This window comes from Pseudomonas sp. S2_H01, from assembly GCF_054668305.1.
The window spans coordinates 2,660,423-2,686,438 of sequence record NZ_CP162756.1 but is presented as its reverse complement, the minus strand read 5'-3'; the positions used below and the strand labels follow the sequence as shown (position 1 = coordinate 2,686,438).

General features: G+C 60.2%; 22 protein-coding genes and 1 pseudogene. 5 read left to right on the top strand and 18 right to left on the bottom strand.

The features are described 5' to 3' along the window. Nucleotides 1–18 precede the first annotated feature (18 nt). From AB4N84_RS11900 to AB4N84_RS11890, 3 genes are read right to left on the bottom strand one after another with little or no spacing between them, the layout of a single operon-like run. The gene (locus tag AB4N84_RS11900) at nt 19–3,147 is read right to left on the bottom strand and encodes an efflux RND transporter permease subunit (protein WP_460046479.1); all 3,129 of its coding nucleotides are present in this window, start codon (nt 3,145–3,147) and stop codon (nt 19–21) included. Beyond that, nucleotides 3,144–4,211: an efflux RND transporter periplasmic adaptor subunit gene (locus AB4N84_RS11895; protein ID WP_460046477.1), complete on the bottom strand. Its 1,068-nt coding sequence runs from the start codon at nt 4,209–4,211 to the stop codon at nt 3,144–3,146. The genes AB4N84_RS11900 and AB4N84_RS11895 overlap by 4 nt, the downstream gene beginning before the upstream one ends. Continuing rightward, nucleotides 4,208–5,299, bottom strand: a complete 1,092-nt coding sequence (locus AB4N84_RS11890; RefSeq protein ID WP_460046998.1) for an efflux RND transporter periplasmic adaptor subunit — start codon at nt 5,297–5,299, stop codon at nt 4,208–4,210. Before AB4N84_RS11890 ends, AB4N84_RS11895 begins: the two co-directional genes overlap by 4 nt. Nucleotides 5,300–5,491: 192 nt before the next feature. On the opposite strand from AB4N84_RS11890, the gene AB4N84_RS11885 reads away from it, so the two are divergent. Further along, nucleotides 5,492–6,658 carry an AAA family ATPase gene (locus tag AB4N84_RS11885; protein ID WP_460046476.1) on the top strand — a complete coding sequence of 389 codons (1,167 nt, stop codon included), beginning with the start codon at nt 5,492–5,494 and terminating at the stop codon, nt 6,656–6,658. A 267-nt stretch (nt 6,659–6,925) separates the two neighbouring features. Here the strand turns inward: AB4N84_RS11885 and AB4N84_RS11880 are convergent, their stop codons facing one another. The 4 genes from AB4N84_RS11880 to AB4N84_RS11865 form a co-directional block, all read right to left on the bottom strand. Next, entirely contained in the window at nt 6,926–7,945 is a 1,020-nt protein-coding gene (locus AB4N84_RS11880; protein WP_460046475.1) for an ABC transporter substrate-binding protein, read from the bottom strand. Nucleotides 7,946–8,033: 88 nt separating this feature from the next. After that, nucleotides 8,034–8,900 carry an ABC transporter permease gene (locus AB4N84_RS11875; RefSeq protein WP_074752449.1) on the bottom strand — a complete coding sequence of 289 codons (867 nt, stop codon included), beginning with the start codon at nt 8,898–8,900 and terminating at the stop codon, nt 8,034–8,036. 164 nt (nt 8,901–9,064) lie between these two features. Continuing rightward, nucleotides 9,065–9,946, bottom strand: a complete 882-nt coding sequence (locus AB4N84_RS11870) for an ABC transporter ATP-binding protein (RefSeq protein WP_074752450.1) — start codon at nt 9,944–9,946, stop codon at nt 9,065–9,067. Nucleotides 9,947–9,993: 47 nt separating this feature from the next. Further along, entirely contained in the window at nt 9,994–10,890 is an 897-nt protein-coding gene (locus tag AB4N84_RS11865; protein WP_460046473.1) for a TauD/TfdA dioxygenase family protein, read from the bottom strand. Nucleotides 10,891–11,159: 269 nt separating this feature from the next. Between AB4N84_RS11865 and AB4N84_RS11860 the strand changes: the two genes are divergently transcribed. Beyond that, the gene (locus AB4N84_RS11860; protein WP_460046472.1) at nt 11,160–11,312 is read left to right on the top strand and encodes a hypothetical protein; all 153 of its coding nucleotides are present in this window, start codon (nt 11,160–11,162) and stop codon (nt 11,310–11,312) included. 146 nt (nt 11,313–11,458) lie between these two features. Here the strand turns inward: AB4N84_RS11860 and AB4N84_RS11855 are convergent, their stop codons facing one another. The 4 genes and pseudogenes from AB4N84_RS11855 to AB4N84_RS11840 all read right to left on the bottom strand — a co-directional run bounded on the left by AB4N84_RS11855 (nt 11,459) and on the right by AB4N84_RS11840 (nt 15,555). Continuing rightward, nucleotides 11,459–12,241 (bottom strand): MetQ/NlpA family ABC transporter substrate-binding protein, encoded by a 783-nt coding sequence (locus tag AB4N84_RS11855; protein ID WP_460046470.1) that lies wholly within the window; start codon nt 12,239–12,241, stop codon nt 11,459–11,461. A gap of 355 nt (nt 12,242–12,596) precedes the next feature. Then, nucleotides 12,597–13,424 (bottom strand): annotated as a pseudogene (locus AB4N84_RS11850) (sigma 54-interacting transcriptional regulator); the annotation flags it as partial. A 101-nt stretch (nt 13,425–13,525) separates the two neighbouring features. Beyond that, nucleotides 13,526–14,107, bottom strand: coding sequence for an alpha/beta hydrolase (locus AB4N84_RS11845; protein ID WP_460046468.1), 582 nt, complete (start codon nt 14,105–14,107; stop codon nt 13,526–13,528). 371 nt (nt 14,108–14,478) lie between these two features. Then, nucleotides 14,479–15,555: a fatty acid desaturase gene (locus AB4N84_RS11840; RefSeq protein ID WP_460046467.1), complete on the bottom strand. Its 1,077-nt coding sequence runs from the start codon at nt 15,553–15,555 to the stop codon at nt 14,479–14,481. Between the two features lie 126 nt (nt 15,556–15,681). Between AB4N84_RS11840 and AB4N84_RS11835 the strand changes: the two genes are divergently transcribed. Next, entirely contained in the window at nt 15,682–16,689 is a 1,008-nt protein-coding gene (locus AB4N84_RS11835; RefSeq protein WP_460046465.1) for an AraC family transcriptional regulator, read from the top strand. On the opposite strand, the gene AB4N84_RS11830 is transcribed toward AB4N84_RS11835, so the two are convergent. Beyond that, on the bottom strand, nt 16,690–17,400 hold the full coding sequence (locus AB4N84_RS11830; RefSeq protein ID WP_460046464.1) for a Crp/Fnr family transcriptional regulator: 711 nt from the start codon (nt 17,398–17,400) through the stop codon (nt 16,690–16,692). Nucleotides 17,401–17,504: 104 nt separating this feature from the next. Between AB4N84_RS11830 and AB4N84_RS11825 the strand changes: the two genes are divergently transcribed. Continuing rightward, nucleotides 17,505–18,041 (top strand): Mpo1 family 2-hydroxy fatty acid dioxygenase, encoded by a 537-nt coding sequence (locus tag AB4N84_RS11825; protein ID WP_460046462.1) that lies wholly within the window; start codon nt 17,505–17,507, stop codon nt 18,039–18,041. Nucleotides 18,042–18,084: 43 nt separating this feature from the next. On the opposite strand, the gene AB4N84_RS11820 is transcribed toward AB4N84_RS11825, so the two are convergent. The 6 genes from AB4N84_RS11820 to dibA all read right to left on the bottom strand — a co-directional run bounded on the left by AB4N84_RS11820 (nt 18,085) and on the right by dibA (nt 24,558). Next, nucleotides 18,085–19,074 (bottom strand): sulfate/molybdate ABC transporter ATP-binding protein, encoded by a 990-nt coding sequence (locus tag AB4N84_RS11820; RefSeq protein WP_074752457.1) that lies wholly within the window; start codon nt 19,072–19,074, stop codon nt 18,085–18,087. Nucleotides 19,075–19,077: 3 nt separating this feature from the next. Continuing rightward, the gene (gene cysW, locus AB4N84_RS11815) at nt 19,078–19,950 is read right to left on the bottom strand and encodes a sulfate ABC transporter permease subunit CysW (RefSeq protein ID WP_460046460.1); all 873 of its coding nucleotides are present in this window, start codon (nt 19,948–19,950) and stop codon (nt 19,078–19,080) included. A 12-nt stretch (nt 19,951–19,962) separates the two neighbouring features. Next, a complete protein-coding gene (gene cysT, locus AB4N84_RS11810) occupies nt 19,963–20,784 on the bottom strand; it encodes a sulfate ABC transporter permease subunit CysT (protein WP_074752459.1) in 822 nt (273 codons plus the stop codon). Nucleotides 20,785–21,025: 241 nt separating this feature from the next. Beyond that, a complete protein-coding gene (locus tag AB4N84_RS11805) occupies nt 21,026–22,036 on the bottom strand; it encodes a sulfate ABC transporter substrate-binding protein (RefSeq protein ID WP_074752460.1) in 1,011 nt (336 codons plus the stop codon). 129 nt (nt 22,037–22,165) lie between these two features. Then, on the bottom strand, nt 22,166–22,348 hold the full coding sequence (oscA, locus tag AB4N84_RS11800) for a sulfur starvation response protein OscA (RefSeq protein ID WP_074752461.1): 183 nt from the start codon (nt 22,346–22,348) through the stop codon (nt 22,166–22,168). A gap of 287 nt (nt 22,349–22,635) precedes the next feature. Beyond that, nucleotides 22,636–24,558 carry a phosphodiesterase DibA gene (dibA, locus tag AB4N84_RS11795; RefSeq protein WP_460046458.1) on the bottom strand — a complete coding sequence of 641 codons (1,923 nt, stop codon included), beginning with the start codon at nt 24,556–24,558 and terminating at the stop codon, nt 22,636–22,638. Nucleotides 24,559–24,738: 180 nt separating this feature from the next. Here dibA and desA point away from each other — a divergent pair, with 180 nt between their 5' ends. After that, nucleotides 24,739–25,923: a delta-9 fatty acid desaturase DesA gene (desA, locus tag AB4N84_RS11790; protein ID WP_074752463.1), complete on the top strand. Its 1,185-nt coding sequence runs from the start codon at nt 24,739–24,741 to the stop codon at nt 25,921–25,923. The last annotated feature ends 93 nt before the right edge of the window (nt 25,924–26,016 follow it).

The following is a 26,016-nucleotide window of genomic DNA, read 5'->3' as shown; positions in this document are numbered from 1 at the left end:
CAGGGCCCGCTCATCCGTTCACTCCGCCGCAGGCTGCGCGTCTGAATCACCCTCGTCTTGCGTGTGCTTCTGCTTCTCGGCCTCAGCCTTCTCGCGCTGCTCCTGGGTCGGCTCCTTGATCTTGTACCAGGCCACGTACAGCGCAGGCAGAAACAGCAATGTCAGCAGCGTGGCGATGATGATCCCGCCGATCATGGCGTACGCCATCGGGCCCCAGAACACTTCTCGGGCAATCGGGATCATGCCCAGACTCGCCGCCGCCGCCGTGAGCAGAATCGGCCGACGACGATGTTCGGTGGCTTCGGCCACGGCGTCCCAAGGCAAATAGCCCGCCACTTCGTATTCGTGAATCTGCGTCACCAGGATCACCGAGTTGCGGATGATGATGCCGATCAGCGCGAGGATGCCGAGAATCGCCACGAAGCCCATGGGCGTTCCGGTCGGCACCAGCGCCAGCACGACGCCGATCAAGCCCAGCGGCGCGACGCTGGCGACGAGGAACATCTTCTGCACGCTGTGCAGCTGGATCATCAGGAACGTCGCCATCAGGAAGATCATCAATGGCACGACCTTGGCGATCGGGCCCTGGGCCTTGCCGCTTTCTTCCACCGTACCGCCAGTGGCGACCTTGTAGCCGACTGGCAGGCCGGCGGCGAACTTGTCGATTTCCGGCTTTAACTGTTTGACCAGATCGGTCGGCTGAATCTCGCCCTGCACTGCCGCCTTGAGCGTGATCGTCGGTTTGCGGTCCCGTCGCCAGACCAGCGGCTGCTCCAGCTCATACCGCACATTGGCGAACGCCAGCAGCGGAATCGAAGCGCCATTTTGCGTCACGATCTGCAGGTTCTGCAGGGTTTCCGGCGAGCCACGCTCGGCATCCACGGCCCGGCCGACGACGTTGATGAGGTAAATGTCATCGCGCACCTGGGTCACGTTGGCCCCGGTGACGATGCTGTTCATCAGTCGCGCCACGTCTTCCGACGACAACCCGAGCTGCCGGGCCTTGTCCTGATTGATGTCGATGCGCAGGACTTTGCCGGGCTCGTTCCAGTCGTAAATCATCTCGCCGATGTGCTGATTCTGATCAAGCAGCGTCGCCAGCTCGATGGCGTGCTGACGGACCTTGTCGATGTTGTCACCACTGACGCGGTATTGAATCGGTCGTCCCACCGGAGGCCCCATTTCCAGTGGTTGAAGGTAGGCGCTGATGCCGACGAAATCTTCACGCAGCCGCTTTCTCAAACGGTCGATCAGCGCACCCCGCTCCTCCAGCCCTTTGCTGACGATCACCAGTTGCGCGTAGTAAGGATTTTCCAGTTGTTGGTCCAGTGGCAGGTAGAAACGCACCGCACCCTGGCCGATGTACGTGCTCCAGCGAACGATGTCCGGGTCGTCCTTGATCATCGCCTCCAGCTTGTCCACCGCTTTGCGCGTCTCATTGATCGAGGCGTTCTGCGGCAGGTTGAGGTCCAGCAGGATTTCCGGCCGGTCCGACGACGGGAAGAACTGGTTCTGCACGAAGCGCATGCAAAACAGCGACACCGCAAACAGCGCAATGGTAATGCCGATCGCCAGCCAGCGATGCCGCATGGCCCAGAACATCGAACCGTTGAAGGCGCGAGCGATGCGCCCAGGCGGCTTCTGTTCGTGCTTTTTGATCTTGTCGCTGAGGATGTGCACGCCGATCACCGGCGCGAACAGCACCGCAACCACCCAAGACACCAGCATCGCCACGGCAATTACCGCAAACAGCGTGAAGGTGTATTCACCTGCCGAGCTGGCGTTGAGGCCGATGGGCACGAAACCCGCCACCGTTACCAGCGTACCGGTCAGCATCGGAAAGGCCGTCGACGTATAGGCAAAGGTCGCGGCCTGCTCTTTGGTGTCGCCCAGCTCCAGGCGCGACACCATCATCTCCACCGTGATCATCGCGTCATCTACCAAAAGACCCAGCGCGATGATCAGGGCGCCCAGCGAGATCCGCTGCATGGTGATGCCGCTGTATTCCATGAACACGAAGACCATCGCCAGCACCAGCGGAATCGAACAGGCGACCACCAGTCCGGCGCGCACACCCAGGCTGATGAAGCTGACGACCAGCACGATGATCACGGCCTCGAACAGCGCGCTGGTGAAGCCGCCAACGGCCTTCTCGACCACTTGCGCCTGATCCGAGACGTTGTGCACGCCCACGCCGACGGGCAGGTCTGCCGTGGCCTGATCCATCCGTGCGTGCAGGTCCTTACCGAACGCCTGGACGTTGCCGCCCTTCTTCATCGCAATGGCCAGACCGATCGCGGTTTTGCCGTTGAAACGGAACTCCGGTTTCGCCGGATCGACATAGCCGCGACTGATTTCGGCAATGTCGCTCAGCCGGTAGAAACGATCGTTGAGCCGCAGGTTGACGGCCTCGAGGTCTTTTTCAGACTGGAATTGTCCGGAGGTTCGTACGGAGATCCGCTCGGGCCCGGCCTCGATCACACCCGCAGGCGTCACCGCGTTCTGCGACTGCAGGCTCTGCACGACCTGACGCTGATCCAGCCCCAGTGCCGCCAGTTTGCGGGTGGAGAAATTCAGGTAGATCACTTCGTCCTGCTGGCCGATCATCTGGACCTTGCCCAGCCCCGGCACATCGCGGATCTGCACCCGGACCTGCTCGACGTAGTCACGCAGTTGCCGAAGCGTCAGGCCATCGGCAGTGAACGCGTAGATGGAGCCAAACACGTCACCGAATTCATCGTTGAACGCAGGCCCCTGAATCCCTTGGGGGAAGGTGCCGCGAATGTCGTCGATCTTCTTGCGCACCTGATACCAGATGTCCGGGATGGCCTCGGCGCTGGTGGTATCGCGCAGGTAGACGTACACCGTCGATTCGCCCGGTCGTGTGTAGCTCTTCACGTAATCGAGGGAATCCAGTTCTTCGAGTTTTTTCTCGATGCGGTCCGTGACCTGACTCAGGGTTTCATCGACCGTAGCGCCGGGCCAGCGGGTCTGAATCACCATGGTCTTGATGGTGAACGAAGGGTCTTCCTCACGCCCCAGGTTCATGTACGAAAACACGCCCATCAGCAGGCCGACGAACATCAGGTACCAGACAAAGGATTGATGCTTGAGCGCCCAATCGGAGAGGTTGAACGTCCCTTTCATCGTGGGCTGTCCTTATCGACTTTGACTTTCTGCCCCGGCTTGAGGCTGTTTACACCGGCGGTGACCACACGCTCGCCGCCCTTGACGCCAGAGACGACAAGGGTGTCGTCGCCTCGGCTGAGGACGTTGACGGGGTGCGGCGAGACCGTCTGGTTCTGCATGTCGACGATCCAGACCTGCGTCTTGCCGTCGACTTCCTGCAACGCGTTCGCCGGCAGTTCGATGCGTGGCTCGATCGCGGAGCTGAGCGTGACGCTGATGGCCGTGCCCAAACGGAACGCGGCGGGCGTGTCTGCCAGCGTCAGACGGGCGCGGCGAGTGCGGGTGGAGGCCTCGGCTTGAGGCTCCAGTTCACGCAGCGTCGCCGTGGTGTTGATGTCCGGCTCAAGCTGGCTGGCGACCTTGAACACCACATCCTGCGGCAGTTGCTCGGCCAAGGGCGCTGGCAGGTCGATGACGGCTTCCTTGATGTCCGGCCGCGCCAGCGTCACGACCTGCTGACCCGCGCTGACCACTTGGCCCGCTTCGGCCTTCCATTCGGTGACTACAGCCGCGTGATCGGTGCGCAATTCGCTGTAGCTCAACTGGTCCTGAGCCTGTTGCACCGAGGCCTTCGCCTGATTGAAGGATGACTGGGTGGTCTTCAGATCGGTGACCGCGACGTCGAGCGCTGCCTGCGCACCGACGCCTCGATCAAACAACTCCTGCTGGCGTCGGGCGTTGGCCTGCGCGTTGATGTACTGAGCCTCGACGCGCGCCAGGTCGCCCTGACTCGAGCGCAACTGGTTCTGCAGGTCGGTGGGATCGAGTGTCGCCAGTAACTGACCTTTCTCGACCTCGCTGCCGACATCGACGCTGCGCGACGCGATGCGCCCCGACACCCGAAAACCCAGCGTACTTTCGTAACGGGCAGCGATGTTGCCCGCGAAACGCCCGAGATTCTCAGTCGCCTGCGCTTTGACCTCCATGTACAGCACCGGGCGCACGGGCTCAGTTGGCGGCTCTTCCTTGCTGCAAGCGCCAAGCATCAGGCCCGAAAGCACCATCAGTGACAGGCGCTTCATTGCGAATCCCCCGTCAGGTTCTTATAGGCAACGACCCTTTCCACCTGCATGTCGGGGTGCAGCAGTTGAGTGCCCGCCACCACCACTTTTTCGCCAGCGTTCAGGCCATCGACAATGATCACTTTCCCCGTGAGATAACGCCCGACCGTGACGCCTCTCAAGCTGACCTTATTCTGATCATCGACCACCCACACAGCCGGTTTACCTAGCTGATCGCCCAGCCCTTTGGTGAGTGCGGACCACGGCAGCTCGACGCTCTGTTTCGCCGGGACGGTCAGCGCCGCGCTGACCACCGACCCCAGATCCATCCCTTCGGGCAACGAACTCAAGGCGATCTTCACTTGCAACGTCCCGGTCTGCGCCGAAACAGCGGGCGTCACCTCGCGCACCTTGCCGGTGGCTTTGATAGTCGGATTGTCCAGCAGCGTGACTTCCACCGGCTGGTCGGTCGGCGGCTGAACGAACAGTGACTCGTAGACGTTGAACACGGCGTCGCGCTCGCCGTCACGGGCCTGGCTGAAGATCGGCATGGTGGCCTGCACCACCTGACCGACCTCCGCCTGCCGCGCAGTAATGATCCCCGGCGCATCGGCGATCAACGAGGTGTATCCCAACTGCTCACGCGCGTTGGCCAGTTGCGCCTGAGCGGCTTTAAGTGCGCTCTGGCTGCTGCGCAATTGCGCTTGGGCCGAGTCGTATTCACTTTTGCTGGTATAGCCTTTAGGCAGGAGTTTTTGCTGGCGGACAAACGCGGCGGCGGTTTGTTTGACACGCGCCTGCTCGGCAGCTTCAGCCGCGATGGCCGAATCGACACTGGTCTGCAAATCCTTGGGGTCCAGTTTGGCGAGCACTTGTTTGGCGGTAATGCGATCACCGACATCGACCATCCGCTGAATGATCTTGCCGCCAACACGAAACGACAGCTGCGTCTGTACGCGAGCCTGGATATCGCCGGTCAGCGAGACGGCAGCGGCAAACTCGGCGGTTTTGACGTCTTGCACCTGCACGCGCGGGAGCGCCGGATCGGCGGGCTTTTCCTTCCCGCAGCCCAACAGCAGTGTCAGGCACAGACCAAGTCCTAGAGACATCAAGCGGTTATGAAGAACCAAGGGTTGAGCGGGCATGCAAGCTCCTTGTGCCAATGCCTTTGCCTACACCACGCTGCCGAGCGCCGTCATGATGTGATCATGCGACTGTGAGCGTAGATCAGGGTTCCTCACACCGCTAAACTCCTTCGAACCTGTTCATCGCCTGCATACGCACGCAGCAAGGGAAGCTCGATGCTCACCACTTTGGCCGTCGCCAACTACCGCTCGATCAACACGCTGGTCGTGCCCCTCGCACGCCTGAATCTGATCACCGGCCCCAACGGCAGCGGCAAATCCAATCTGTATCGGGCGCTGCGTTTGCTGGCGGAAACCGCTCAGGGTGGCGTCATCAGCGCGCTCGCCCGGGAAGGCGGGCTGAAATCCACCTTCTGGGCCGGCCCGGAAAGCATCAGCCGACGCATGCGCAATGGCGAGGTGGACATTCAAGGCGGTCCACGCAAAGAGGTCGTGCGATTGCGTCTGGGTTTTGCAGCGGCGGACTTCAGCTATGCCATCTCACTGGGACTGCCGCCACCCCCAACGGCCAACACGGCATTCGGCCTTGATCCAGAGATCAAGCGCGAGTGCATCTGGGCGGGCTCGCCGTATCGCCCGGCCAGCCTGCTGGTGGATCGCGCAGGCCCGATGATTCGTACGCGTGAAGGCCGCATTTGGGACGTCCTGGCGCAACACACTCCGACCTTCGACAGCCTGTTCGATCAAGTCGGCAACCTGCGCTCATCACCGGAAGTGCTGCAATTGCGCGAAAGCATTCGCGGCTGGCGATTTTATGATCACTTTCGCAGCGATGCCGACGCGCCGGCACGCAAGGCGCAACTGGGCACTCGCACGCCCGTGCTGCATCACGACGGCCGGGATCTTGCGGCCGCGCTGCAAACGATTCGTGAGATTGGTGAACCCGAAGCGCTGGATGCTGCAATCAGCGACGCCTTCCCCGGCGCGCGGGTGCAAATCAACGCGCAGGCCGGCGGGTTGTTCGCACTGGAGTTTTATCAACAGGGATTGCTGCGGCCGTTATCCGCTGCGGAGTTATCGGACGGTACGCTGCGCTATCTGTTACTGATTGCCGCGTTGCTGACCCCGCGTCCGCCGACCATGATGGTGCTCAACGAACCGGAAACCAGCCTGCACCCCGACCTGCTGCCCGCACTGGCCAGACTGATCATGCGTGCATCACAACGTTGTCAGGTGTGGGTCGTGTCCCACGCCAGCCGCCTGATCGCCGCTCTGGAGCAAGACCCCGAGTGCAACTGCATCGTGCTGGAGAAGACGCTGGGACAGACGGGCATCGTCGGACAGGGGATGCTGGATGAACCGGCGTGGCATTGGCCGGATTGAGCCCGAACACAGGACGATGGTCATGTAGGAGCGCATCCCGCGTCGAACGCGGATTCGTACTCGCCGTCGTATGTACGTCGGACACCGATCCGATGACCTCCACCAGATTTACGCCGGATGAAAATCCCCTGTAGGAGCTGCCGGAGGTTACGACGGTGGCGAATGCGGTGGGTCATTCAACATTGATATCGCTGAACCCACGCATTCGTCCAAACGCCCCCCGCACCAAACCGGCTCCACCTTCACGTTTTGCAGCAGGCCAATGGATCAGCTCCCCGCACCACCATGGGCTTCTTCAAAGAAGAAATCCTTCCAGCTGTCAGCCTTGTTCTTCAGCACGCCAATCTCATGCAGTTTCTCGGCATAGATGTAGGTGCGTTGCGGCACGACGGTGAAGTCGATTTCAGGATCGGACACGATCTTTTCCACCAACGGCAGCGGCAGCTTGGATTTCTCGACCTCGATGTACGTCTTCGCCGCTGCTGGTTTGTCGGCCTTGATGATCTTCTCGGCTTCGACCAGCGCGTCGTAGAAGGCTTTATAGGTCTTCGGGTTCTCGTCGTGGAATTTCTGCGTGGTGTAAAGCACGTTGAATGTCGCCTGACCGCCAAGCACGTCGTAAGAACTCAGCACCTTGTGCACGTTCGGGTTTTCCAGCTCCTGATACTGGAACGGCGGGCTCGAGAAGTGCGCGCTGATTTCTGAACCGCCCGCGATCAGCGCCGAGGTGGCGTCCGGATGCGGCAGGCTGACGGAGATGTTGTCGAATTTCTTGTAGTTGTCGTTCCCGAACAGCTTGGCCGTTTCGATCTGCAAGGTCCGCGACTGGAAGCCCACGCCTGCCGCAGGAACGGCAATGCGATCTTTATCGGTGAAGTCGTTGATCGTCTTCACGTCCGGTTTGTTGCTGAGCAGGTAGTTAGGCATCGAGCCCAGCGAGGCGATGGCTTTGACGTTCTGCTTGCCCTTGGTGCGGTCCCAGATGGTCAGCATCGGCGGCACGCCTGCCGACACCACGTCCAGCGCCCCGGCCAGCAGCGCTTCGTTCATGGCGGTGGCGCCCGAAATGCTGTTCCAGTCGACCTTGATGTCGATGCCCTGCTCTTTGCCGTGCTTCTCGATCAGCTTCTGCTGTTGCACCACATCGAGAATCAGATAACCGATCCCGAACTGTTGGGCGATGCTGATCTTGCCCTCGGCATGAGCGCCTGTGCTCAACAGCGCGCCGACCAGACCGACCGTGGCTGCCAGTGCGGTCAGCACCGGGTATTTGGATGAAGTCCCCATAGAATCCTCACAATAAACGCGAAAAGTGTTGGAAAGCTTCATGTCCGGCGGTCCGGTCCACTCAGCGAAATATTGTTCTGATGAGCGATCAGCGCTGCATGCCCCACCGTTTTACGGTCAGACGCTCGACATTGCTGAACAGCAGGTTTTCCACCAGCAGACCGATGATGATCACCGCTGCCAGGCCCGCGAACACCTTGTCGGTGTACAACTCATTGCGGTTCTGGAAGATGTACCACCCAAGCCCGCCTTTGCCCGACGACGCGCCGAAGACCAGTTCGGCGGCGATCAGGGTGCGCCAGGCAAACGCCCAGCCGATTTTCAGGCCCGCCAGAATCGACGGCAGTGCCGCCGGAATCAGGATGTACCAGACAAAGCGCAAGCCCTTGAGGCCGTAGTTGCGACCGGCCATGCGCTGGGTTTCCGAGACACCGAGAAATCCGGCGTAGGTGTTCAGCGCCAAGGCCCACAACACCGAATGCACCAGCACGAAGATCAGGCTGTTCTCGCCCAGGCCAAACCACAGCAGCGACAACGGCAACAGCGCGATAGCCGGCAACGGGTTGAACATCGCCGTCAGCGTGCCGAGCAGGTCGCGGCCCAACTGCGTGGACACCGCCAGCGTGGTCAGACCGAAGGCCAGAACGATGCCGATCAGGTAGCCCTTGACCAGCACGGTCAGGGAAATCCAGACCTTGGCCAGCAGCTCGCCTGAGACGACGCCGTCGGCAAAAGCCTGGGCGGTTTGCAGGAAGCTGGGCAGCAGCAAGTCGTTGCCCTGAATGCGCGCGGCAATTTCCCAGATCACCGCCAGGGCGATCAGAATCACGCTCTTTCGCACCCAGCTCAGTTGCCAGATGCGTTGTGCCAGAGGAATGTCGCGGGCCAGGTCTTCCTGAGTGAAAGGCTCCAGCGCGACTTCGTACTCCTCGCGGATTGGGGGTGAAAGGCTCATTTTGGAAATCTCTTTTTAAGTCGACCCACCCCCTGTAGGAGCGCGCTTGGTCTGGGCCGCATCCGGACGATTGGGTCGTGTCAGGCGACATCAAGGTCACAGAACCGCCGCAATCGCCCGGATGCGGCCCAGACCAAGCGCGCTCCTACAAGGGGGCGCATGTGCTAATACGCGATACGAATATCCTGAAACCGCAGATCCTGCTCGACCGCAGGCACGTCACCCTCGTCGAACAACAGGTTGTGGATGCGTTGTGCCGAGCGCTGGAAATCCACGCCGCCCAGGCTTTTCAGGTCGTACTGATGGCTGTTGATCTCGGCGCGGACACGCCCCGGATGTGGCGACAGCAGCAAAATCCGGTTGCCCACCACCAGCGCCTCTTCGATGGAGTGGGTGACGAACAGCAGCGTGAAACGCACCTCTTCCCACAGCTCCAGCAACTCTTCCTGCATCTTGCGACGGGTGAGTGCGTCGAGGGCCGCGAACGGCTCGTCCATCAGCAGAATTTTCGGTTGCATCGCCAGGGCGCGGGCAATCGCGACACGGGCTTTCATACCCCCCGACAACGTGTGCGGATAGGCGTTGGCGAAGGCACTCAAACCCACCTTTTCCAGGTAATGCCGCGCGCGCTCTTCGGCTTCACGGCGCTTGAGCGTGCGTGAGGCCAGCAGCGGAAACATGACGTTCTCGATCACCGTCTTCCACGGCGGAAGCTGGTCGAACTCCTGAAACACCACGATGCGGTCCGGACCCGGTTCCTTGACCTGCTGACCGGCCAGACGAATCTGCCCTTCGCTGGGCTGAATAAAACCCGCAACCGCTTTGAGCAGGGTCGACTTGCCGCACCCCGAAGGGCCGAGCAACACGAAACGATCAGCAGGATCGATTTCGAAACTGACTTGATGAGTGGCCCGCACTACGCGTTCCGGCGTGCGGTATTCAAGGCTTACGCCCTGGACTTGCAACAGCGCTTCAGCGGTAGGCTGATTGGCCTGTTGCGCATTCAAGCGATCGCTAGCCGTGTGGCTTTGCAGAACAGCGTTCATGGAACGGGGCTCCTGAATAAGGGCTGCCGGAATCGAGGCGGCGTGAATCAGAACGGCGCATCGCCCTGGATGGTGGTGCGGTGCAGTCGGCGGCGCAGGTGATCGGGTGTACCGCCGGCTAGGTGAATCAGCGAACGGTTGTCCCAGAACACCATGTCGTTTTCCTGCCACGTGTGGCGGTAGACGCCTTCGGGACGAACGCTGTGCGCGTAGAGCTCATTAAGTATCTGCTGACTCTCGTCCTCGGGCAGACCGACGATGTGGGTGGTGAAACCCTCGCTGACGAACAGCGCCTTGCGCCCGTTTTCCGGGTGGGTCCGCACAATCGGGTGGCTGACGACGGCCACTTGCGCCAGCTGCTCGGCGCTGAGCGTCGGACGCCAGTTTTCGGCGTTACGGCCATCGCGATAACGGGAGGTGTAACTGTGGACCGCGCTACGCCCTTCGACCGCTTTACGCAGGTGCTCAGGCAAGGTGTCCCACGCCAGGTGCATGTCGGCGAACAGCGTGTCGCCGCCTTCGCTTGGCAGCTCCTGGGCATAAAGCATCGAACCGAGGCTTGGCAGCTCCTTGTAGGACAGATCCGAGTGCCAGTATTTTCCGGCATCACCCAAACCCACCGGCTCACCGTTCTCGACGATGTTGGAGACGATCAGGATTTCCGGGTGGTTGGCGAGGAGGAACTGCTTGAGGACGTGAATCTGCAGCACGCCGAAACGGCGACTGAAATCGATCTGTTGCTGCGGGGTGATCTGCTGATCGCGGAACACCACGACGTGGTAATCCAGATGCGCACGGTGCACGCGGGCAAAGTCGGCGTCATTCAGCGGGCGGGACAGGTCCAGGCCGACGATTTCCGCGCCCACCTTTTCGGCGAATGGACGCACATCGAACTGTTGATCCGGCACTTGGGCGGACAAGGAAGCTTGGGAGGCTGCTGGCATGAGAACTCCGACTCCAGAAATGGCATAGGGCTTAGGTGTCGGAACTTTATAGCTATAAGAACAGAAATTTAAATATCGTTAGAGCATATGGATAGCGCTGAAAGAACTAGGGCCAGCTCAATGCCATTATCCGTAACCGGACCGATACCAAATTCTTATCATTGGGCGAGAACCCGAAGTGCATGCTTGCTGTCTATTCCGCATCTCGCAGCAAGGCACTGCCTGCGAACGAACCGATGTCAGGGATGAGAAGCAAGAGAGGATTCGCCATGCCAGTACGCGGCAACGATAACGACCATTCGCATGAAAAAGCGCATGAAGACAACGTGAAACTGCTCATCGCTCTGCGCCGCGCCCTAGGCACCCATGCAAAAACGCCGACGCAGGTACAAGCCGTCGGCGTGAGAAACGTGGGTCGCTGATCCCGGACGCTGCAATAACTGTGGAAGCGAATTTATTCGCGAGAGGTTAGTCAGGCCGGTACATTCCGATGGCCCTGCCCACTTTTCGCGAATGAATTCGCTCCCAAAGGTTACTCGTCAATCCTGGATCACATCGATCCCTTCAATCAGAACGCTGGCAATACCGCGCCGTCATACTTCTTGTTGATGAAGTCTTTGACTTGCTGGCTGGTCAGCGCCTTCGACAGCTTCTCGATCGCGTCGGTGTGGGCGTTGTCGGTACGGGTCACCAGGTAGTTCACGTACGGCGAGTCCGAACCTTCCAGAATCAGAGCGTCCTTTTTCGGGCTCAGCTTGGCTTCCAGCGCGTAGTTGGTGTTGATCATGTCCAGATCGACCTGATCCAGAACGCGCGGCAGTACTGCCGATTCCAGTTCGCGGAATTTGAATTTCTTGGGGTTGGTGGCGATGTCTTTCGGGGTCGCCAGCGCATCGGTCGGGTTCTTCAGGGTGATCAGACCGGCTTTCTGCAACAGCAACAGCGCACGACCGGCGTTGCTGCCTTCGTTAGGAATGGCAATGGTTGCGCCTTCTGGCAGCTCAGCCAGCGAGTTGTACTTCTTCGAGTAACCGCCGAACGGTTCGACGTGTACGCCAACGCCAGTCACCAGCGTTGCGCCTTTACCCTTGTTGAAGCCATCCAGATACGGCTTGGTCTGGAAGTAGTTGGCGTCCAGACGTTTCTCGTTCAATTGAACGTTGGGCTGCACGTAGTCGGTGAAGACTTTGATTTCCAGGTCCACGCCTTCTTTGGCCAGCTCAGGTTTGATCAGCTCGAGGATCTCAGCGTGCGGGACCGGAGTGGCACCGACTACGAGTTTCTCGCCGGCGTGCGCCGCGCCGATGGAGAGGGCAGCCGCCAGTGCGGTGAACAACAACGTCTTTTTCATGCGATTTCCTTAGGAAAAATCCGGTCGCCTTGTGGGCAACTCTGTCTCGATAGTGCCGCGGGTACGACCCTTGGCAGGGTGGCGGCTGGAGCGGACATTACCGAGATTTTTTATTCCGAGACAATACTTTTTCGTCGGATGTTTATGCTTTTTGGTTCTCAGAAAGCATTTTGCCAGCAGCCTACCCCGGAATAGGCGTCTAGATTGCGGCTTTCACCCCCGGTACAAGCCTTTGTAGGCGCGCGCTTGCCCGCGATTGCGGTATGGCAGTGACATTTATGTGGCTGAAATACGGCAATCGTCTGGATGCGGCCCACAACAAGCGCGCGCCTACAAAAGCGGCTCAGCGTTTTCCTGGCAAATTCAGGTGTTCAGGAAGGATTTCCGCCCCGCTGCTCACCAGCAAGGCGAAGTGAATAACGTTCTCCAGCTCTCGCGTGTTGCCGGGCCAGTAGTGCGCTTCCAGCACCTGCTGCGCCGCCTCGCTGATCAGCGGCATGTCGAAGTCCAGACGCTGGCTGTAGATCCCAAGAAAATACTCCGCCAACGGCAAGATGTTGCCCGGTTGCTCACGCAGTGACGGCAAGTCCAGTCGCCCCTCGCTGAGGTAGCGATACAGCCTTTCGTGAAACTTACCGGCGGCCACGGCCAGGCTGAGGTCGATGCTGGTCGCGGCCACGAGTCTCACGTCTACGGGAGTTGGCTGCTGCGCCCCTACCCGCGTGACTTCATGGTTTTCCAGCGCAGACAGCAACTTGATCTGGATCGACAGCGCAAGGTCCGCGATTTCGTCCAGATACAACGTCCCGCCCGTCGCGGAACCGAACCAGCCGGCTCGGCTGCTGACCGACCCACTGTGAGCGCCCGCGGCATAACCAAAGAGCTCGGCATCGGCGTAGGTCGGACTGATTGCCCCGCAGTTCACGGACACGAACAAGCCGGAACGGTCGCTGCCTCGGTGGATGTGCCGCGCCAACAGTTCCTTACCCGTACCCGGCTCGCCCCGAATCAACACCGGCAAATCCAGTGGCGCCAACTGCTCCATTTCTTCGCGCAATCGGCGGGAGCGAGGATCGATGAACACCAAGGCCTTGGCGCGGATGCTCAAAGGGCTTTTTTCAGCGTCGGGGAAGGTCAGCAGCGACTGAGTCGGTGTTTGATTCAAAGGGGTGGAATGGCTCATGGCAGTCTCCCGCCCAAGGCTTCCATCGACCTGAGCGTTAAAAAAAAGGCCGCAGCGCCTGTGCGTTCGCTGCGGCCAAAAAAGCGGTGATGAACAGGTGTTCAGGCACGACGCCGGGCCGATTGCTCGATACGACCTTGCAAGCGGTACAGGTAAGCAAAACCTTGCTCCCAGCGTTGGTGCCCGGACTTGACGTTGATGTGCCCGGCACCGCTGAGAATGCCGATTTCGGCGCCCCAGTTACGGGCCATCTCCATGGCACGCAAGGCGCTGACGGCGGAGTCATTGTCGGAGCTGACCACTTGGCTCGGGAACGGCAACAGGTGCTCGGGCACCGGCGCAAAGTTGCGAAGGGCAGGCGGGCAGTTCGCACGCTCGACATCGGCAGGCGCCACCAGCAACGCGCCGCGCACCTGACGCAGGGTGTCCAGTGGAGCCAGCTGAGCCCAATGCGCGACGGTCACGCAGCCCAGACTGTGGGCGATCAGAATCACCGGGGAGCTGTCGGCCGCGATCACGCGTTGCAGCTCGCCAACCCAGTCCTCACGGCGGGGTTTAAGCCAGTCAGCCTGTTCCACGCGCACGCTGTTGGGCAGGCTGTTCTGCCAGTGCGTTTGCCAATGGTCGTCGGCAGATCCTTGCCAGCCTGGCACGATCAGGTAACGGATCGATTCGTTATGCATGGCCTTCGCCTCCTGCATTTTTGCGTTCATGGCGGCGAGTATAGGGAAGGGACATATATTCGAAAAAGAATAAGAAGATATTTATTAATAACCGAAAATCATATGCCGCACTCTCAGTGCGACAGCGCTGCAAAAAAAGAGGGCCACCCCCTGCCTTAAGGAGTAGCCCTGAGAAATCACGCTGTCTGCCCCCAGCTCGCCGGGGATGAGTGGAGAATACGAGAGGGTTGTTACAGAAATTTTTATGGTGGAAAAGTTTCGCAGCCGAGCACCTCGCCCTGTGGGAGCGAATTCATTCCCGAGACGCCGGTGCATCCGATAAACGTCTATCGGCCGTCACACCTTTCGCGAATGAATTCGCTCCTACAGGTTCAACCGCGTACGGGCTTGAGTGCGTTTTTTCCTTCTGCTGCATGGAGCGTCGCAAACCGGTTCGCCCGACCGAACGTCCCGAAGTCATTGAACCGCACCCCCATCTCGGCCATCACCTTGTGCGCCACGGGCACGGTCATCTGGCGGATATAGAACGGCTCCTTCACCACGAAGTGATGAATGCCGTGGGTACTGCCGAAGTTGAAGCAGAACGCCTGAAGCGGCCACAGCCACCAAGGGTTGAGCACTTGGGTCTGCTGCATCACGTTGCCGGACTCAACATCGCCGTAGTAGTGCATGTTCGAACTGACGAAATGCAGACAGAAGGTTCTCAGCACGTTGGGCCCGACGATCACGACCACCGCGATGTCGATCACCTGCATGACCGCGAGGGTGTTGGCCGACCAGTCGACGGACGTACCCATCAGGCTGGCGATCCCGTTGGCCGCGTGAAACCCGAGAAACACATACCACGCGCCCCAATTGAGCAACGCCAGCGGTGCGTACACCCGCAACGTGCGTTTCAGAATGCTGAACTTATGCGCCCAGGTTTTCGCCCGCAGCATTCGAATCAGCGACGACATCACGTTATCGCCCACCATCAGCAGCCGCGCGATGCCCCAAGGCTCGCCGTTGGTGATGGCGCGCTCCTCCATGTCGGCCTCGGTGCCGGACACTTTGTGGTGGTTGAGGTGCAAATGCCGACGAATCCAGGGATTGATGGTGCTCGGCCGCGCCATCCACACCAGCGCCAGCATCAGGTTGTGCGGCACACGCTGTTTGCGGAAATACATGCTGTGGATCAGGTCGTGCTCAAGCTCGTGGGTCAGCGAGGCGAAGAATGCGTTGAGCAGCAGGCACACCCACCAGGCCATGTAGCCGCCGAGATAGAGCGCTGCGCTGCCGAGCATGCCCGCCAGTGCAAAGACCAGAATGCCGGCTCCGATTGCGTCTTGATGGGCGAGGATCGGGTAGCGCTCGCGCAGGGCGTTGCCATGCGCCATCACCACCGCGCGAATATGCGCTGATCGCTGCTGCGCATTCAGTCCGGCAGCACTTGCAGAAGTGTTGTGCATGCTTCCATTCTCCGGTTTTATTATTGAAATATGTTTCAACGTGAAACCACTGCTTCACTGTGCCGTACGCGGCGTGAAGCCGCCCGGCCGTGAACGCCAACCTGTTGACCGGAAGCGCCAATCTGTATGCCTGAGCCGAGTATTCTCGCCAGCTGGACCCGCGCCCTGCGCAAGCAACTCGACGCCCTCGGCCTCGACAGTCTCGCGTTGAGTCAGGCTGCGGGCCTCGATCCGCAATTGATGGACGATCCAAACGCGCGCTACCCGGTCACCGTCACCACGCGTTTGTGGCAACTGGCGGTGCAGGCCAGTGGCGACCCGGCCTTGGGCTTGCGGGTGTCGCGCTTCGTCAGTCCGACGACCTTTCACGCACTCGGCTACGCGCTGGTGGCCAGCGGCTCGCTTCGAGAAGTGTTCGAGCGCATCGTGCGTTATCACCCGGTGGTGAGCGACGCGCTGGACCTGAGTTTTGAGCGCGTGGGCGACCGTTATGAGTTTCGCTTCCGCGTGCCGGAAGGCGGACCGATGCCGGCCAATGAGGCCATGGACGCCTTTGCAGCGATCTACGTGCGCACCTGTCGAAACCGATTGGGGCGTCATTACGCACCGCTCGCCGTGCATCTGGTGCGGCCAGAACCGGCAGACCCGAAACCCTGGCATGACGTGTTTCGCGCGCCACTGTTTTTCGGCGCACCGGAAAACCTGCTGGAGTTCGCCTGCGCCGATTTCGACAGCCACTTGGACGACGCCAACCCTGAACTGGCTGAGCACAACGAAGCCGTGCTCGACCGCGCCCTCGAAAAACTCAACCCACTGACGTGGGAACGCAAGGTGCGCGGCGCTATCGAGACACAACTCCCGGAAGGCGAGCCGTCGGCGGAACGCATCGCCCAGCACCTTCATCTGAGCCTGCGCAGCTTGCAGCGACACCTTGCGGACGAAGGCTGCAGCTACGACCTGCTGCTCAATCAGTGCCGACAGAATCTGGCGCTGCAGCACATGCGCGATCCCGGCAGCTCACTGGGCGAAATCGCCTACCTGCTGGGGTTTGCCGATACCAGCAGTTTCAGTCGGGCGTTCAAGCGCTGGACCGGCATGACACCCAGTCAGTACCGCGACAGCATGATTCGCTGATCAGGCGAGCAAGGGTGTGAGACGGTGCAACGCCGCCTTGCGCAGCCGGTCGGTATCGAGGATGCAGATGGAGTCGTGATCCCGCCGCAGAATGCCGCGCTCGGCAAACTGCGCAATCACCCGGTCGACCACCTCAGGCGCCAGCCCCAACCGACGCCTGGACAGCACGTCGCGAATCGAGACGACGCGCACGGATCGATTCATGTCGCCGTACCCTTCGGTGAGCAGCAGCAGACGGAACGCGACGCGCTCGTCGGTCGGCATCAGCGTCACCTCATCGGGATGCGGCACCGCCAGCCCCAACTTGCGCCCCAGCAACTGGCTGAACCCGCGCCAGTGATGCGGATGGGCCTGCAGCAACGCCTCAAGCGGAGCCTGAGGGATGTGCAACAGGATGATCTGGTCTTCGGCGTAGGCATCGTGCTGACGGGGCAGGTCGTCGAACAGCGAAACTTCGCCGAACCAGTAAGGCCGTACCGGCGTTGGCTGAGGTCGCCATTGTTGTTGGCTATCAGGGTCGTTGAAGCGGATTGAACCGTCGAGCAACGCGTACAACCCGCAGGCCGGGGCGCCGGATTCGAAAACCCGCTTGCCGGGCGTCACGCGCCGCTGCCGCATGACGGTCAGCAGGCTATCCTGCAAGGAGCCGGGCAACCCGCTGAACCATTTGTCGTTGTCTAACCATGAGCGCCATTGGGTTCCATTCGTCATGTGAATCTCCTTTTTCTCACTGGCGTTTTATTGCAGGCTGAGCCTTCAGGTGGCCCGGCCGGAAAAATCAGCGGCATGATCCACGCATCAAGGGAGGAATAACAATGAAAAACCTCGTCGATCACCTCAGCCAGTACGCGGCGTACCACCGTGATACGCGAAATATCCTCACCCACTTCGTCGGCGTCCCGCTGATTGTTCTGGCGGTGACCGTGCTGTTGTCACGGCCGGGCTGGAGCAGCTGGTCGCTGGGCGAGCTGTGGCTATCACCCGCCTTGTTGGCCACCGTGGCGGCCACGTTGTTCTACCTGCGGCTGGACAGACCGTTTGGCGTTGCCATGGGCGTCGTGCTGGCGCTGTTTCTGTGGATTGGCGCGCACCTGGCGCAACAGAGCACGCTGGTCTGGCTCAGCTCCGGCGTCGGTCTGTTCGTGGTCGGCTGGGTGATCCAGTTCGTGGGACATTATTACGAAGGTCGCAAACCCGCGTTCGTCGACGACATCACAGGGTTGATCATCGGCCCGCTGTTCGTGGTGGCCGAAGCCGCCTTTCTGATGGGGATGCGCAAGAAGTTGCAGAACAACATCGAAGGGAAGGTGGGGCGCACTCACAAACGGAATTTGAAGAAGGCGGCTGTGTAGCAAACACAGCCTTTTTGTAGGAGCGCGCTCGGCCAGAACCGACTTAGATACTCTCGACCTTCTGCCAGACCTTCGGCTTGAAGAACAACGTCTCCCCGCGGGCCAGTCCGATCAGGCTGTCGTGGTCCTTCACCACTTCCGCTTCGATCAGGTCCGGTTGCCCCTCGACCTTCAGCGTCACGCGTGTTGTCGCACCCAAGGGCCGAATGTCGCGCACTTCGGCCGCGTGATGCCCTTCCACTTCATGACGCGACAACGATACCTCGTGCGGGCGGAACAGCACGTGGTTGTCTTCGCCCAGGTGCAGACGGTTGGAGTCACCCAAAAAGTGATAGACGAAATCGCTGGCCGGGTTCTCGTAGACCTCGCCCGGCGAGCCGATCTGCTCGATCACGCCCTTGTTCATCACCACGATCCGGTCGGCGACTTCCATGGCCTCTTCCTGGTCGTGGGTCACGAACACCGACGTCAGGTTGATGTCTTCGTGAAGACGCGCCAGCCAGCGGCGCAGTTCTTTACGCACCTTGGCGTCCAGCGCGCCGAACGGCTCATCCAGCAGCAACACCTTTGGCTCCACGGCCAGTGCGCGTGCCAGCGCAATACGTTGACGCTGACCGCCGGACAGCTGCTCCGGATAGCGATCCGACAACCAGTCCAGTTGCACCATGTTGAGCAGCTCATGGACCTTGGCGGCGATCTGGCTTTCGGTCGGGCGCTGGTTTTTCGGCTTCATCCGCAGGCCGAACGCGACGTTATCGAACACCGTCATGTGGCGGAACAACGCGTAGTGCTGGAACACAAAACCGACGTTGCGATCACGGACATCGTGACCGGATACGTCTTCGCCGTGGAAGACGATGCTGCCCTGATCCGGCGTTTCCAGCCCGGCAATAATGCGCAACAGCGTGGTCTTGCCACAGCCGGACGGACCCAGCAACGCCACCAGCTCGCCACTCTGGATATCCAGATTGATGCTGTTGAGGGCCTTGAAGGCGTTGAAGTTCTTGCTGACGTTACGGACTTCGATCGACATGAATTATTCCTCCGCCGCGCTTTGGCGCAGACGGCTAATGCGCGCTTCGCTCCACTGCTTGAGCAGCAGGATGAACAACGCAAGGATCAGTAACAGGCTCGCCACGGCAAATGCAGCCACGTGGTTGTACTCGTTGTAGAGAATCTCGACATGCAGCGGCAGGGTGTTGGTCACGCCGCGAATGTGGCCGGACACTACCGACACCGCGCCAAACTCGCCCATCGCCCGCGCGGTACACAGCACCACGCCGTAGATCAGGCCCCATTTGATGTTGGGCACGGTCACGTGCCAGAACATCTGCCAACCGTTGGCACCCAACAGCCGTGCCGCCTCTTCTTCCTGCGTGCCTTGTTGCTGCATCAGCGGGATCAGCTCGCGCGCCACGAACGGCACGGTCACGAAGATGGTCGCCAGCACAATGCCTGGCAAGGCAAAGACGATTTGAATGTCGTGATCCTGCAGCCAGGGGCCGAAGATGCCCCGGGCGCCGAACATCAGGATGTAGACCAGACCGGCGATGACCGGCGAAACCGAGAACGGCAAATCGATCAGCGTGACCAGAATCGCTTTGCCGCGAAACGAGTACTTGCTCACGCACCAAGCGGCCGCGACACCGAATACCACGTTCAGCGGCACGGAAATCAACACGGCATAGACCGTGAGCTTGAGCGCCGAGAGCGCATCCGGCTCAAGAATCGCCGTGAAAAATCCGCCCAGACCGTTTTTCAGGCCCTGACTGACGACCACGAACAGCGGCAACAACAAAAACAACGCAAAGACCAGCCAGGCAAGGCCAATCAGAATGCGCCGCGACACCGCGCTGCCACGACGGGCAGCATTGGCGGAGGAAGCGGCAATAAGCGATGGACCGGACATACGTGCGCCTCCTCAGTTAGGGGTTTCGATGCGTCGCTGCAGCAGGTTGATCAGCAGCAACAGAATGAAGGACACCACCAGCATCAGCACACCGATGGACGTTGCGCCGGCGTAGTCGTATTGATCGAGCTTGACCATGATCAGCAGCGGCAGGATTTCGGTCTTCATCGGCATGTTGCCCGCGATGAAAATCACCGAGCCGTACTCGCCCACACCTCGCGCGAACGCCAGCGCAAAGCCGGTCAGCCAGGCAGGCAGCAACGCCGGCACGAGAATGTAGCGAAACACCTGGATCGGGCGCGCGCCCAGACAGGCTGCGGCCTCCTCGACTTCGCGGGGAATATCGGCCAGCACCGGCTGCACTGTACGCACCACGAAGGGCAGCGTGACGAAGGTCAGGGCCAGGGTAATGCCGAGCGGCGTGTAGGCGATCTTGAAGCCCAGATCGGCGGCAAACTGGCCCACCAGACCGGTCGGGGTGTACAGCGCGGTCAGCGCAATACCGGCAACGGCGGTAGGCAGCGCAAACGGCAGGTCGATCATCGCGTCGATTATCTTGCGCCCCGGGAAGGTGTAGCGAACCAGCACCCAGGCCAGCAGCGTACCGATGATGCCGTTGATGATTGCGGCATAGAACGCGGTGCCGAAGCTCAGCTTGAGGGCGGCCAGCACGCGCGGTGCGGTCACGATGTTCCAGAATTGGGCGGCGCTCAGTTGAGAGGCATGAATGAACATGGCCGCCAGCGGTATCAGCACAATCAAGCTGAGATACACCAAGGTGTAGCCCAGCGTCAGCCCGAAGCCGGGTATGACGGGGGATATGCGTCGAGACATAAGTGTCCTTGGTTAACACACGTTACCCGGAACGGGTCCGGGTCGTTTGATTCCGATGTAGGCGCGCGGCGGAAAATCTATCAGAAAACTCATTGTCCGCCACGGCATCTCCTGTAGGACTGAGCTTGGTCTGGGCCACATCCGGAAGATAGCAGCGAGTCAGTCACCCAGGCCGCGTCGCAGAGGACGCCTTCGCCAGCAAGCCGGCTCCTACAAGAGCGCTACGCCCAGCCCGCCCCTCTTACTGCGGGATGTAGATCTGGTCGAAAATCCCGCCATCGTCGAAGAATTTCGGTTGAGCCGATTTCCAGCCGCCGAAGTCCTTGTCGATGGTCAGCAGGTTCAGTTTAGGGAACTGCTTCTCATACTTGGCGGCCACTTCCTTGTCACGTGGACGGTAGAAGTTCTTCGCCGCGATTTCCTGACCTTCCTTGCTGTACAGGTGCTTGAGGTACTCGGTCGCGATTTCGGTGGTGCCATGCTTCTCGGCATTCTTCTCGACGACGGCGACCGGAGGCTCGGCCAGAATCGACAGCGAAGGCACGACGATGTCGAACTTGTCCGCACCGCCGTCTTCTTTCAGCGCCAAGAATGCTTCGTTTTCCCACGCCAGCAGCACGTCGCCCTGACCGTTGTTGACGAAGGTAATGGTCGAACCGCGCGCACCGGTGTCCAGCACAGGCACATGCTTGAACAGTTTGCCGATGTATTCCTTGGCCTTGGCTTCATCGCCACCGCCGGATTTCAGGCCATAGCCGTAGGCCGCGAGGAAGTTCCAACGTGCACCGCCCGAGGTTTTAGGGTTCGGTGTGATGACCGACACGCCATCCTTGATCAGGTCGCCCCAGTCGTGAATGCCCTTAGGGTTGCCCTTGCGCACCAGGAACACGATGGTCGAGGTGTACGGCGTGCTGGCGTCCGGCAGCTTGGTCTGCCAGTCAGCCGGAAGGGTCTTGCCCAGCTTGGCGATCTCATCGATGTCACCGGCCAGGGCCAGCGTTACCACGTCAGCAGGCGAGCCATCGATGACCGAACGGCCTTGCTTGCCCGAGCCACCGTGGGACTGGTTGATCTTGACGGTGTCGTCCGGGTGGGATTTTTTCCAGAAGTTGATGAATTCGGCGTTGTAGTCCTGATACAGCTCGCGGGTCGGGTCATAGGACACGTTCAGCAGCGTGAAATCCTTGGCAACGGCGGAACCGGCAAACACGGCACTGGCGAGAGCGGCCAGCGCGTAACGGCGAATGGACATGAATCAAGCTCCTGGAAATTGTGTGTTGTTGGCTTTTTCTAGTTTTAGGTATTGCGATGCATATCTTGTAGGAGCGTGGCTTGTCTCTGGGCCGCATGAAACGGGCGATACGCATGTTTTGCAGGTGCATCAGCTGGGTTTGTTACCCGGGTTCTGCAGACGGAATTTTTCCTTGCGCTCGATCTGGACCACTTGTGCGTTGTGCACGGTGATTTCAACCGCGCCAAAACGCAGGTCACGTAGCGCGCTCTGAATTTCTCGCAGAATGCTTGCTTCGTCCTGGCCGTCAACGCTACGTAGAGATGCGCTCATGATCGTGCTCCTTGATGGGTTGCCCGCAGCGGCGTGGGGAAGGCGGCTGCTTGTGGCGTGGGAGCGATAGTAGAAGGGCGGGGTTATTCTTAAAAATACTATTTAAGAATGCAGATATAACCAAAAGGCATTTGATGGATTTTCGACTCATTGGAGCCTGTTGCCCCTCAATGAGCACACCACAAATCGCTGCAGGCGCGCGCTTGCCCGCTAAGAACGCGTCGCGGTCTATCAGCATTGCGCGTTATCGTTTATCGCGGGCAAGCGCGCTACTACAGTCGAGACGGTCAGGCCAACGAGAACACCGGCGCATGCTGCCAGTCGATCTGCTCGGCAGGCATCGGTCGGGCAAACCAGTAGCCCTGGCCCAGCTCGCACTGGTTATTCAGCAGAAAATGCGCCTGCTCGGCTTGCTCGATGCCTTCAGCCAGCACCCGCATGCCCATCGCCTGAGCGAGCGCGATGATTGCGCGGACGATAGCAATATCGTCCTCATCGTCCGGCAGGCCCGCCACAAACCCCTGATCGATCTTCAGTGTCTGCACGGGCATGCGCTTGAGCCGCAGCAGCGAGGAATACCCCGTGCCGAAGTCATCGATCGACAGTTTCAGGCCCAACTCACGCAGGCGGTGCATCTGCTCGATGGCCTGCTCGGGATCCTCCATGACCGCGCTTTCAGTGACTTCCAGCTCCAGGCAGTGCGGCGCCAGCCCTGTTTCACTCAGCACCTGCGCCACGCGGCGATCCAGATCTCCCCGGCCAAACAACCGGCTCGACACGTTGACCGCCACGAACGACAACCCGATACCGTCTTCGAGCCATCGCCGCATCTGCCGACACGCCTCGGTCAGCACCCAGTTATCAATGTCGGCGATCAAGCCGCTTTGCTCGGCGATCGGAATGAATTCGCCCGGAGAGACCATACCGCGCTGAGGATGCTGCCAGCGCACCAGCGCTTCGACCCCTTCGATGCGGCGGGTCTGCAGGTTATGGATCGGCTGATAGAACACGCGCAATTCGTTCTGCACGATGGCGCGACGCAACTCGCCGGTCAGCTCCACGCGGCGCTGGGCATGGGCCGTCAATTCTTCGGTGTACAACGCATAACTTTCCCGGCCCTGACTCTTGGCCTGAAACAACGCAGCGTCGGCGTTGCGCAACAGCTGTTCGGCACTCAATGCATCGTTGGGAAAAATGCTGATGCCGATGCTCGCCGTGAGGAACAGCGCTTGAGCGTCGATCAGGAACGGTTCGCGCAACCCGTCCAACACGCCCTGCGCCAGCTCAGCAGCCTGCACGGCCTGCTGAGGATTCTCGAGGAGCACGGCGAACTCGTCGCCACCGAGCCGAGCCAGCGTCACGCCCTTCTCCATCAATTGCGCGAGTCGCTCGCTGACGGCCTTCAACACCTCATCGCCGATGTTGTGACCCAGGCTGTCGTTGATGTGCTTGAAATGGTCGAGGTCGATCAGCAGCAGCGCCAGATTCTGTTTGTTGCGCCGGGCATGGGTCTGCGCTTGCTCCGCACGGTCGGTGAACAGCAGCCGGTTGGGCAAGCCGGTCAGCGCGTCGAAATGGGCCAGATGAGCCAGTTCGCGTTCGGAATGCTTGATACTGGTGATGTCCGAGAACACGGCGACAAAATGGGTGATCGAGCCGCGGTCATCTTTGATCGAGCGAATGCTCTGCCATTGCGGATAGATTTCGCCGTTCTTGCGTCGATTCCAGATCTCGCCGCTCCACTGCCCGGCGGCGAGAATGGTCTTGTACATGCGCTCGTAGAAATCCGGGCCGTGGCGCCCGGATTTGAATTTGCTCGGGCGCATGCCAAGCACTTCGTCCTGCTGGTAACCTGTGATCGACATGAACGCCCGGTTCACGTGCACGATCACGCCGCCCGAATCGGTGACCAGTACGCCTTCCAGCGTGCTGTCAAACACGGCCGCGGCCAGACGCAGATGCTGCAGATCCCGATCCTGCTGTTTCCGCGCGTCGATGCCGATGAAGCGGAGCAATCGGGAACGGGCAAGGTAGATCGAGCCCGCGCTGAGTGCCAGCCAGGCATAACCGCTCATCAGTTGGGCACGCGCCAGCTGAATCGAATCTTCGATCAGGAACGGCAGCACGTAGTCGCTGAACATTAGCCAGAAAATGGACAGCAGCCCATACATCAGTGCGGTTTTCAGCGCATCTCGGGTGATAGATGACATAGAAAAGTCAAAAACCTTACGAAAGTACGGGATTATAGAGTAAGAAACATCCTGCGACGCTTATCTAAAACAGCGACTGGTTTTATCTGGTGGCTAAGTGATAATGCGCGCTGCTGTAGGGGTCTGTACACACAACGACCTCCTCACCTGTTCACGTTACAACCGAGGGCAACTCAGCCTATGTGGAACAACGGTCTGCTCGACCTTTCCGTCTGGCAATTGGTCGCAGTCACCCTGGCGATGACACATATCACCATTGTCAGCGTCACGGTCTATCTCCATCGCTATTCAGCTCACCGCTCGCTCGAACTCAACGCCGGGCTCAAGCACTTTTTCCGTTTCTGGCTGTGGCTCACCACGGCGCAGAACACCCGCGAGTGGACCGCTATTCACCGCAAGCATCACGCCAAATGCGAAACCGCCGATGACCCGCACAGCCCGGTCGTCAAAGGGTTGTCTACCGTGCTGCGCAAAGGCGCCGAGCTGTATCGCGCCGAAGCGGAGAACCCGGAGACGCTGCGCATCTACGGCAAAAACTGCCCGGAAGACTGGATCGAGCGCAACCTGTACTCGCGCTACCCGCGCCTGGGCGTGATGATCATGGGCGTGATCGACCTGGCGCTGTTCGGGGTCATCGGCATCACCGTCTGGGCCATTCAGATGATGTGGATTCCGGTCTGGGCGGCTGGCGTGGTCAACGGTCTGGGCCATGCGGTCGGCTATCGCAACTTCGAGTGCCGCGATGCGGCGACCAATCTGGTGCCGTGGGGCATCCTGATCGGCGGCGAAGAGCTGCACAACAATCATCACACCTACCCCAACTCGGCCAAACTGTCGGTCAAGCGCTGGGAGTTCGACATGGGCTGGGCGTGGATCAAGCTGTTCTGCTGGCTGCGACTGGCCAAAGTGCAGCGGGTCGCACCGATCGCGCATCGCGTCGAAGGCAAGGGCCATGTCGACATGGACACGGCCATGGCGATCCTCAACAACCGTTTCCAGATCATGGCGCAGTACCGAAAGCTGGTGATCGCTCCGTTGGTGGCGCAAGAGCTGGCCAAGGCCGATGCCTCCGTCCGCCATCAGTTCCGCCGTGCAAAACGGCTGCTGTCGCGTGAAACCAGTCTGTTGGACGACAAGCATCAAGTGCGTATCCAGAGCATGCTCGAGCACAGTCAGGCGCTGAAGGTGATCTACGAGAAGCGTCTGGCGCTGCAGCAGATCTGGGCCCGCACCAGCAGTAATGGCCACGACATGCTCGCGGCCATCAAAGAATGGGTCCACGAAGCCGAAGCCAGCGGTATTCAGTCCCTGCGCGACTTCGCCGACCAGCTGAAAACCTACTCCTTGCGCCCTCAGCACGCCTGATGCCGTTGATCGGCGCACATCCGTCCGGATGTGCGCCTGTCGGAACTTCATGCCACTAAATCTATCTGACTAGCACCTTCGCACTATGCTGTG

Excerpts from the sequence above, each read along its gene's own strand:
- oscA (WP_074752461.1), bottom strand. The coding sequence starts at position 22,348 with ATGAGCGCATCTCTACGTAGCGTTGACGGCCAGGACGAAGCAAGCATT.
- AB4N84_RS11840 (WP_460046467.1), bottom strand. The coding sequence starts at position 15,555 with ATGCACAACACTTCTGCAAGTGCTGCCGGACTGAATGCGCAGCAGCGA.
- cysW (WP_460046460.1), bottom strand. The coding sequence starts at position 19,950 with ATGTCCGGTCCATCGCTTATTGCCGCTTCCTCCGCCAATGCTGCCCGT.
- AB4N84_RS11860 (WP_460046472.1), top strand. The coding sequence starts at position 11,160 with ATGCCAGTACGCGGCAACGATAACGACCATTCGCATGAAAAAGCGCAT.
- dibA (WP_460046458.1), bottom strand. The coding sequence starts at position 24,558 with ATGTCATCTATCACCCGAGATGCGCTGAAAACCGCACTGATGTATGGG.
- cysT (WP_074752459.1), bottom strand. The coding sequence starts at position 20,784 with ATGTCTCGACGCATATCCCCCGTCATACCCGGCTTCGGGCTGACGCTG.
- AB4N84_RS11885 (WP_460046476.1), top strand. The coding sequence starts at position 5,492 with ATGCTCACCACTTTGGCCGTCGCCAACTACCGCTCGATCAACACGCTG.
- AB4N84_RS11825 (WP_460046462.1), top strand. The coding sequence starts at position 17,505 with ATGAAAAACCTCGTCGATCACCTCAGCCAGTACGCGGCGTACCACCGT.
- AB4N84_RS11835 (WP_460046465.1), top strand. The coding sequence starts at position 15,682 with ATGCCTGAGCCGAGTATTCTCGCCAGCTGGACCCGCGCCCTGCGCAAG.
- AB4N84_RS11870 (WP_074752450.1), bottom strand. The coding sequence starts at position 9,946 with ATGAACGCTGTTCTGCAAAGCCACACGGCTAGCGATCGCTTGAATGCG.
- AB4N84_RS11875 (WP_074752449.1), bottom strand. The coding sequence starts at position 8,900 with ATGAGCCTTTCACCCCCAATCCGCGAGGAGTACGAAGTCGCGCTGGAG.
- AB4N84_RS11830 (WP_460046464.1), bottom strand. The coding sequence starts at position 17,400 with ATGACGAATGGAACCCAATGGCGCTCATGGTTAGACAACGACAAATGG.
- AB4N84_RS11820 (WP_074752457.1), bottom strand. The coding sequence starts at position 19,074 with ATGTCGATCGAAGTCCGTAACGTCAGCAAGAACTTCAACGCCTTCAAG.
- AB4N84_RS11845 (WP_460046468.1), bottom strand. The coding sequence starts at position 14,107 with ATGCATAACGAATCGATCCGTTACCTGATCGTGCCAGGCTGGCAAGGA.
- AB4N84_RS11880 (WP_460046475.1), bottom strand. The coding sequence starts at position 7,945 with ATGGGGACTTCATCCAAATACCCGGTGCTGACCGCACTGGCAGCCACG.
- AB4N84_RS11890 (WP_460046998.1), bottom strand. The coding sequence starts at position 5,299 with ATGTCTCTAGGACTTGGTCTGTGCCTGACACTGCTGTTGGGCTGCGGG.
- AB4N84_RS11855 (WP_460046470.1), bottom strand. The coding sequence starts at position 12,241 with ATGAAAAAGACGTTGTTGTTCACCGCACTGGCGGCTGCCCTCTCCATC.
- AB4N84_RS11900 (WP_460046479.1), bottom strand. The coding sequence starts at position 3,147 with ATGAAAGGGACGTTCAACCTCTCCGATTGGGCGCTCAAGCATCAATCC.
- AB4N84_RS11805 (WP_074752460.1), bottom strand. The coding sequence starts at position 22,036 with ATGTCCATTCGCCGTTACGCGCTGGCCGCTCTCGCCAGTGCCGTGTTT.
- desA (WP_074752463.1), top strand. The coding sequence starts at position 24,739 with ATGTGGAACAACGGTCTGCTCGACCTTTCCGTCTGGCAATTGGTCGCA.
- AB4N84_RS11865 (WP_460046473.1), bottom strand. The coding sequence starts at position 10,890 with ATGCCAGCAGCCTCCCAAGCTTCCTTGTCCGCCCAAGTGCCGGATCAA.
- AB4N84_RS11895 (WP_460046477.1), bottom strand. The coding sequence starts at position 4,211 with ATGAAGCGCCTGTCACTGATGGTGCTTTCGGGCCTGATGCTTGGCGCT.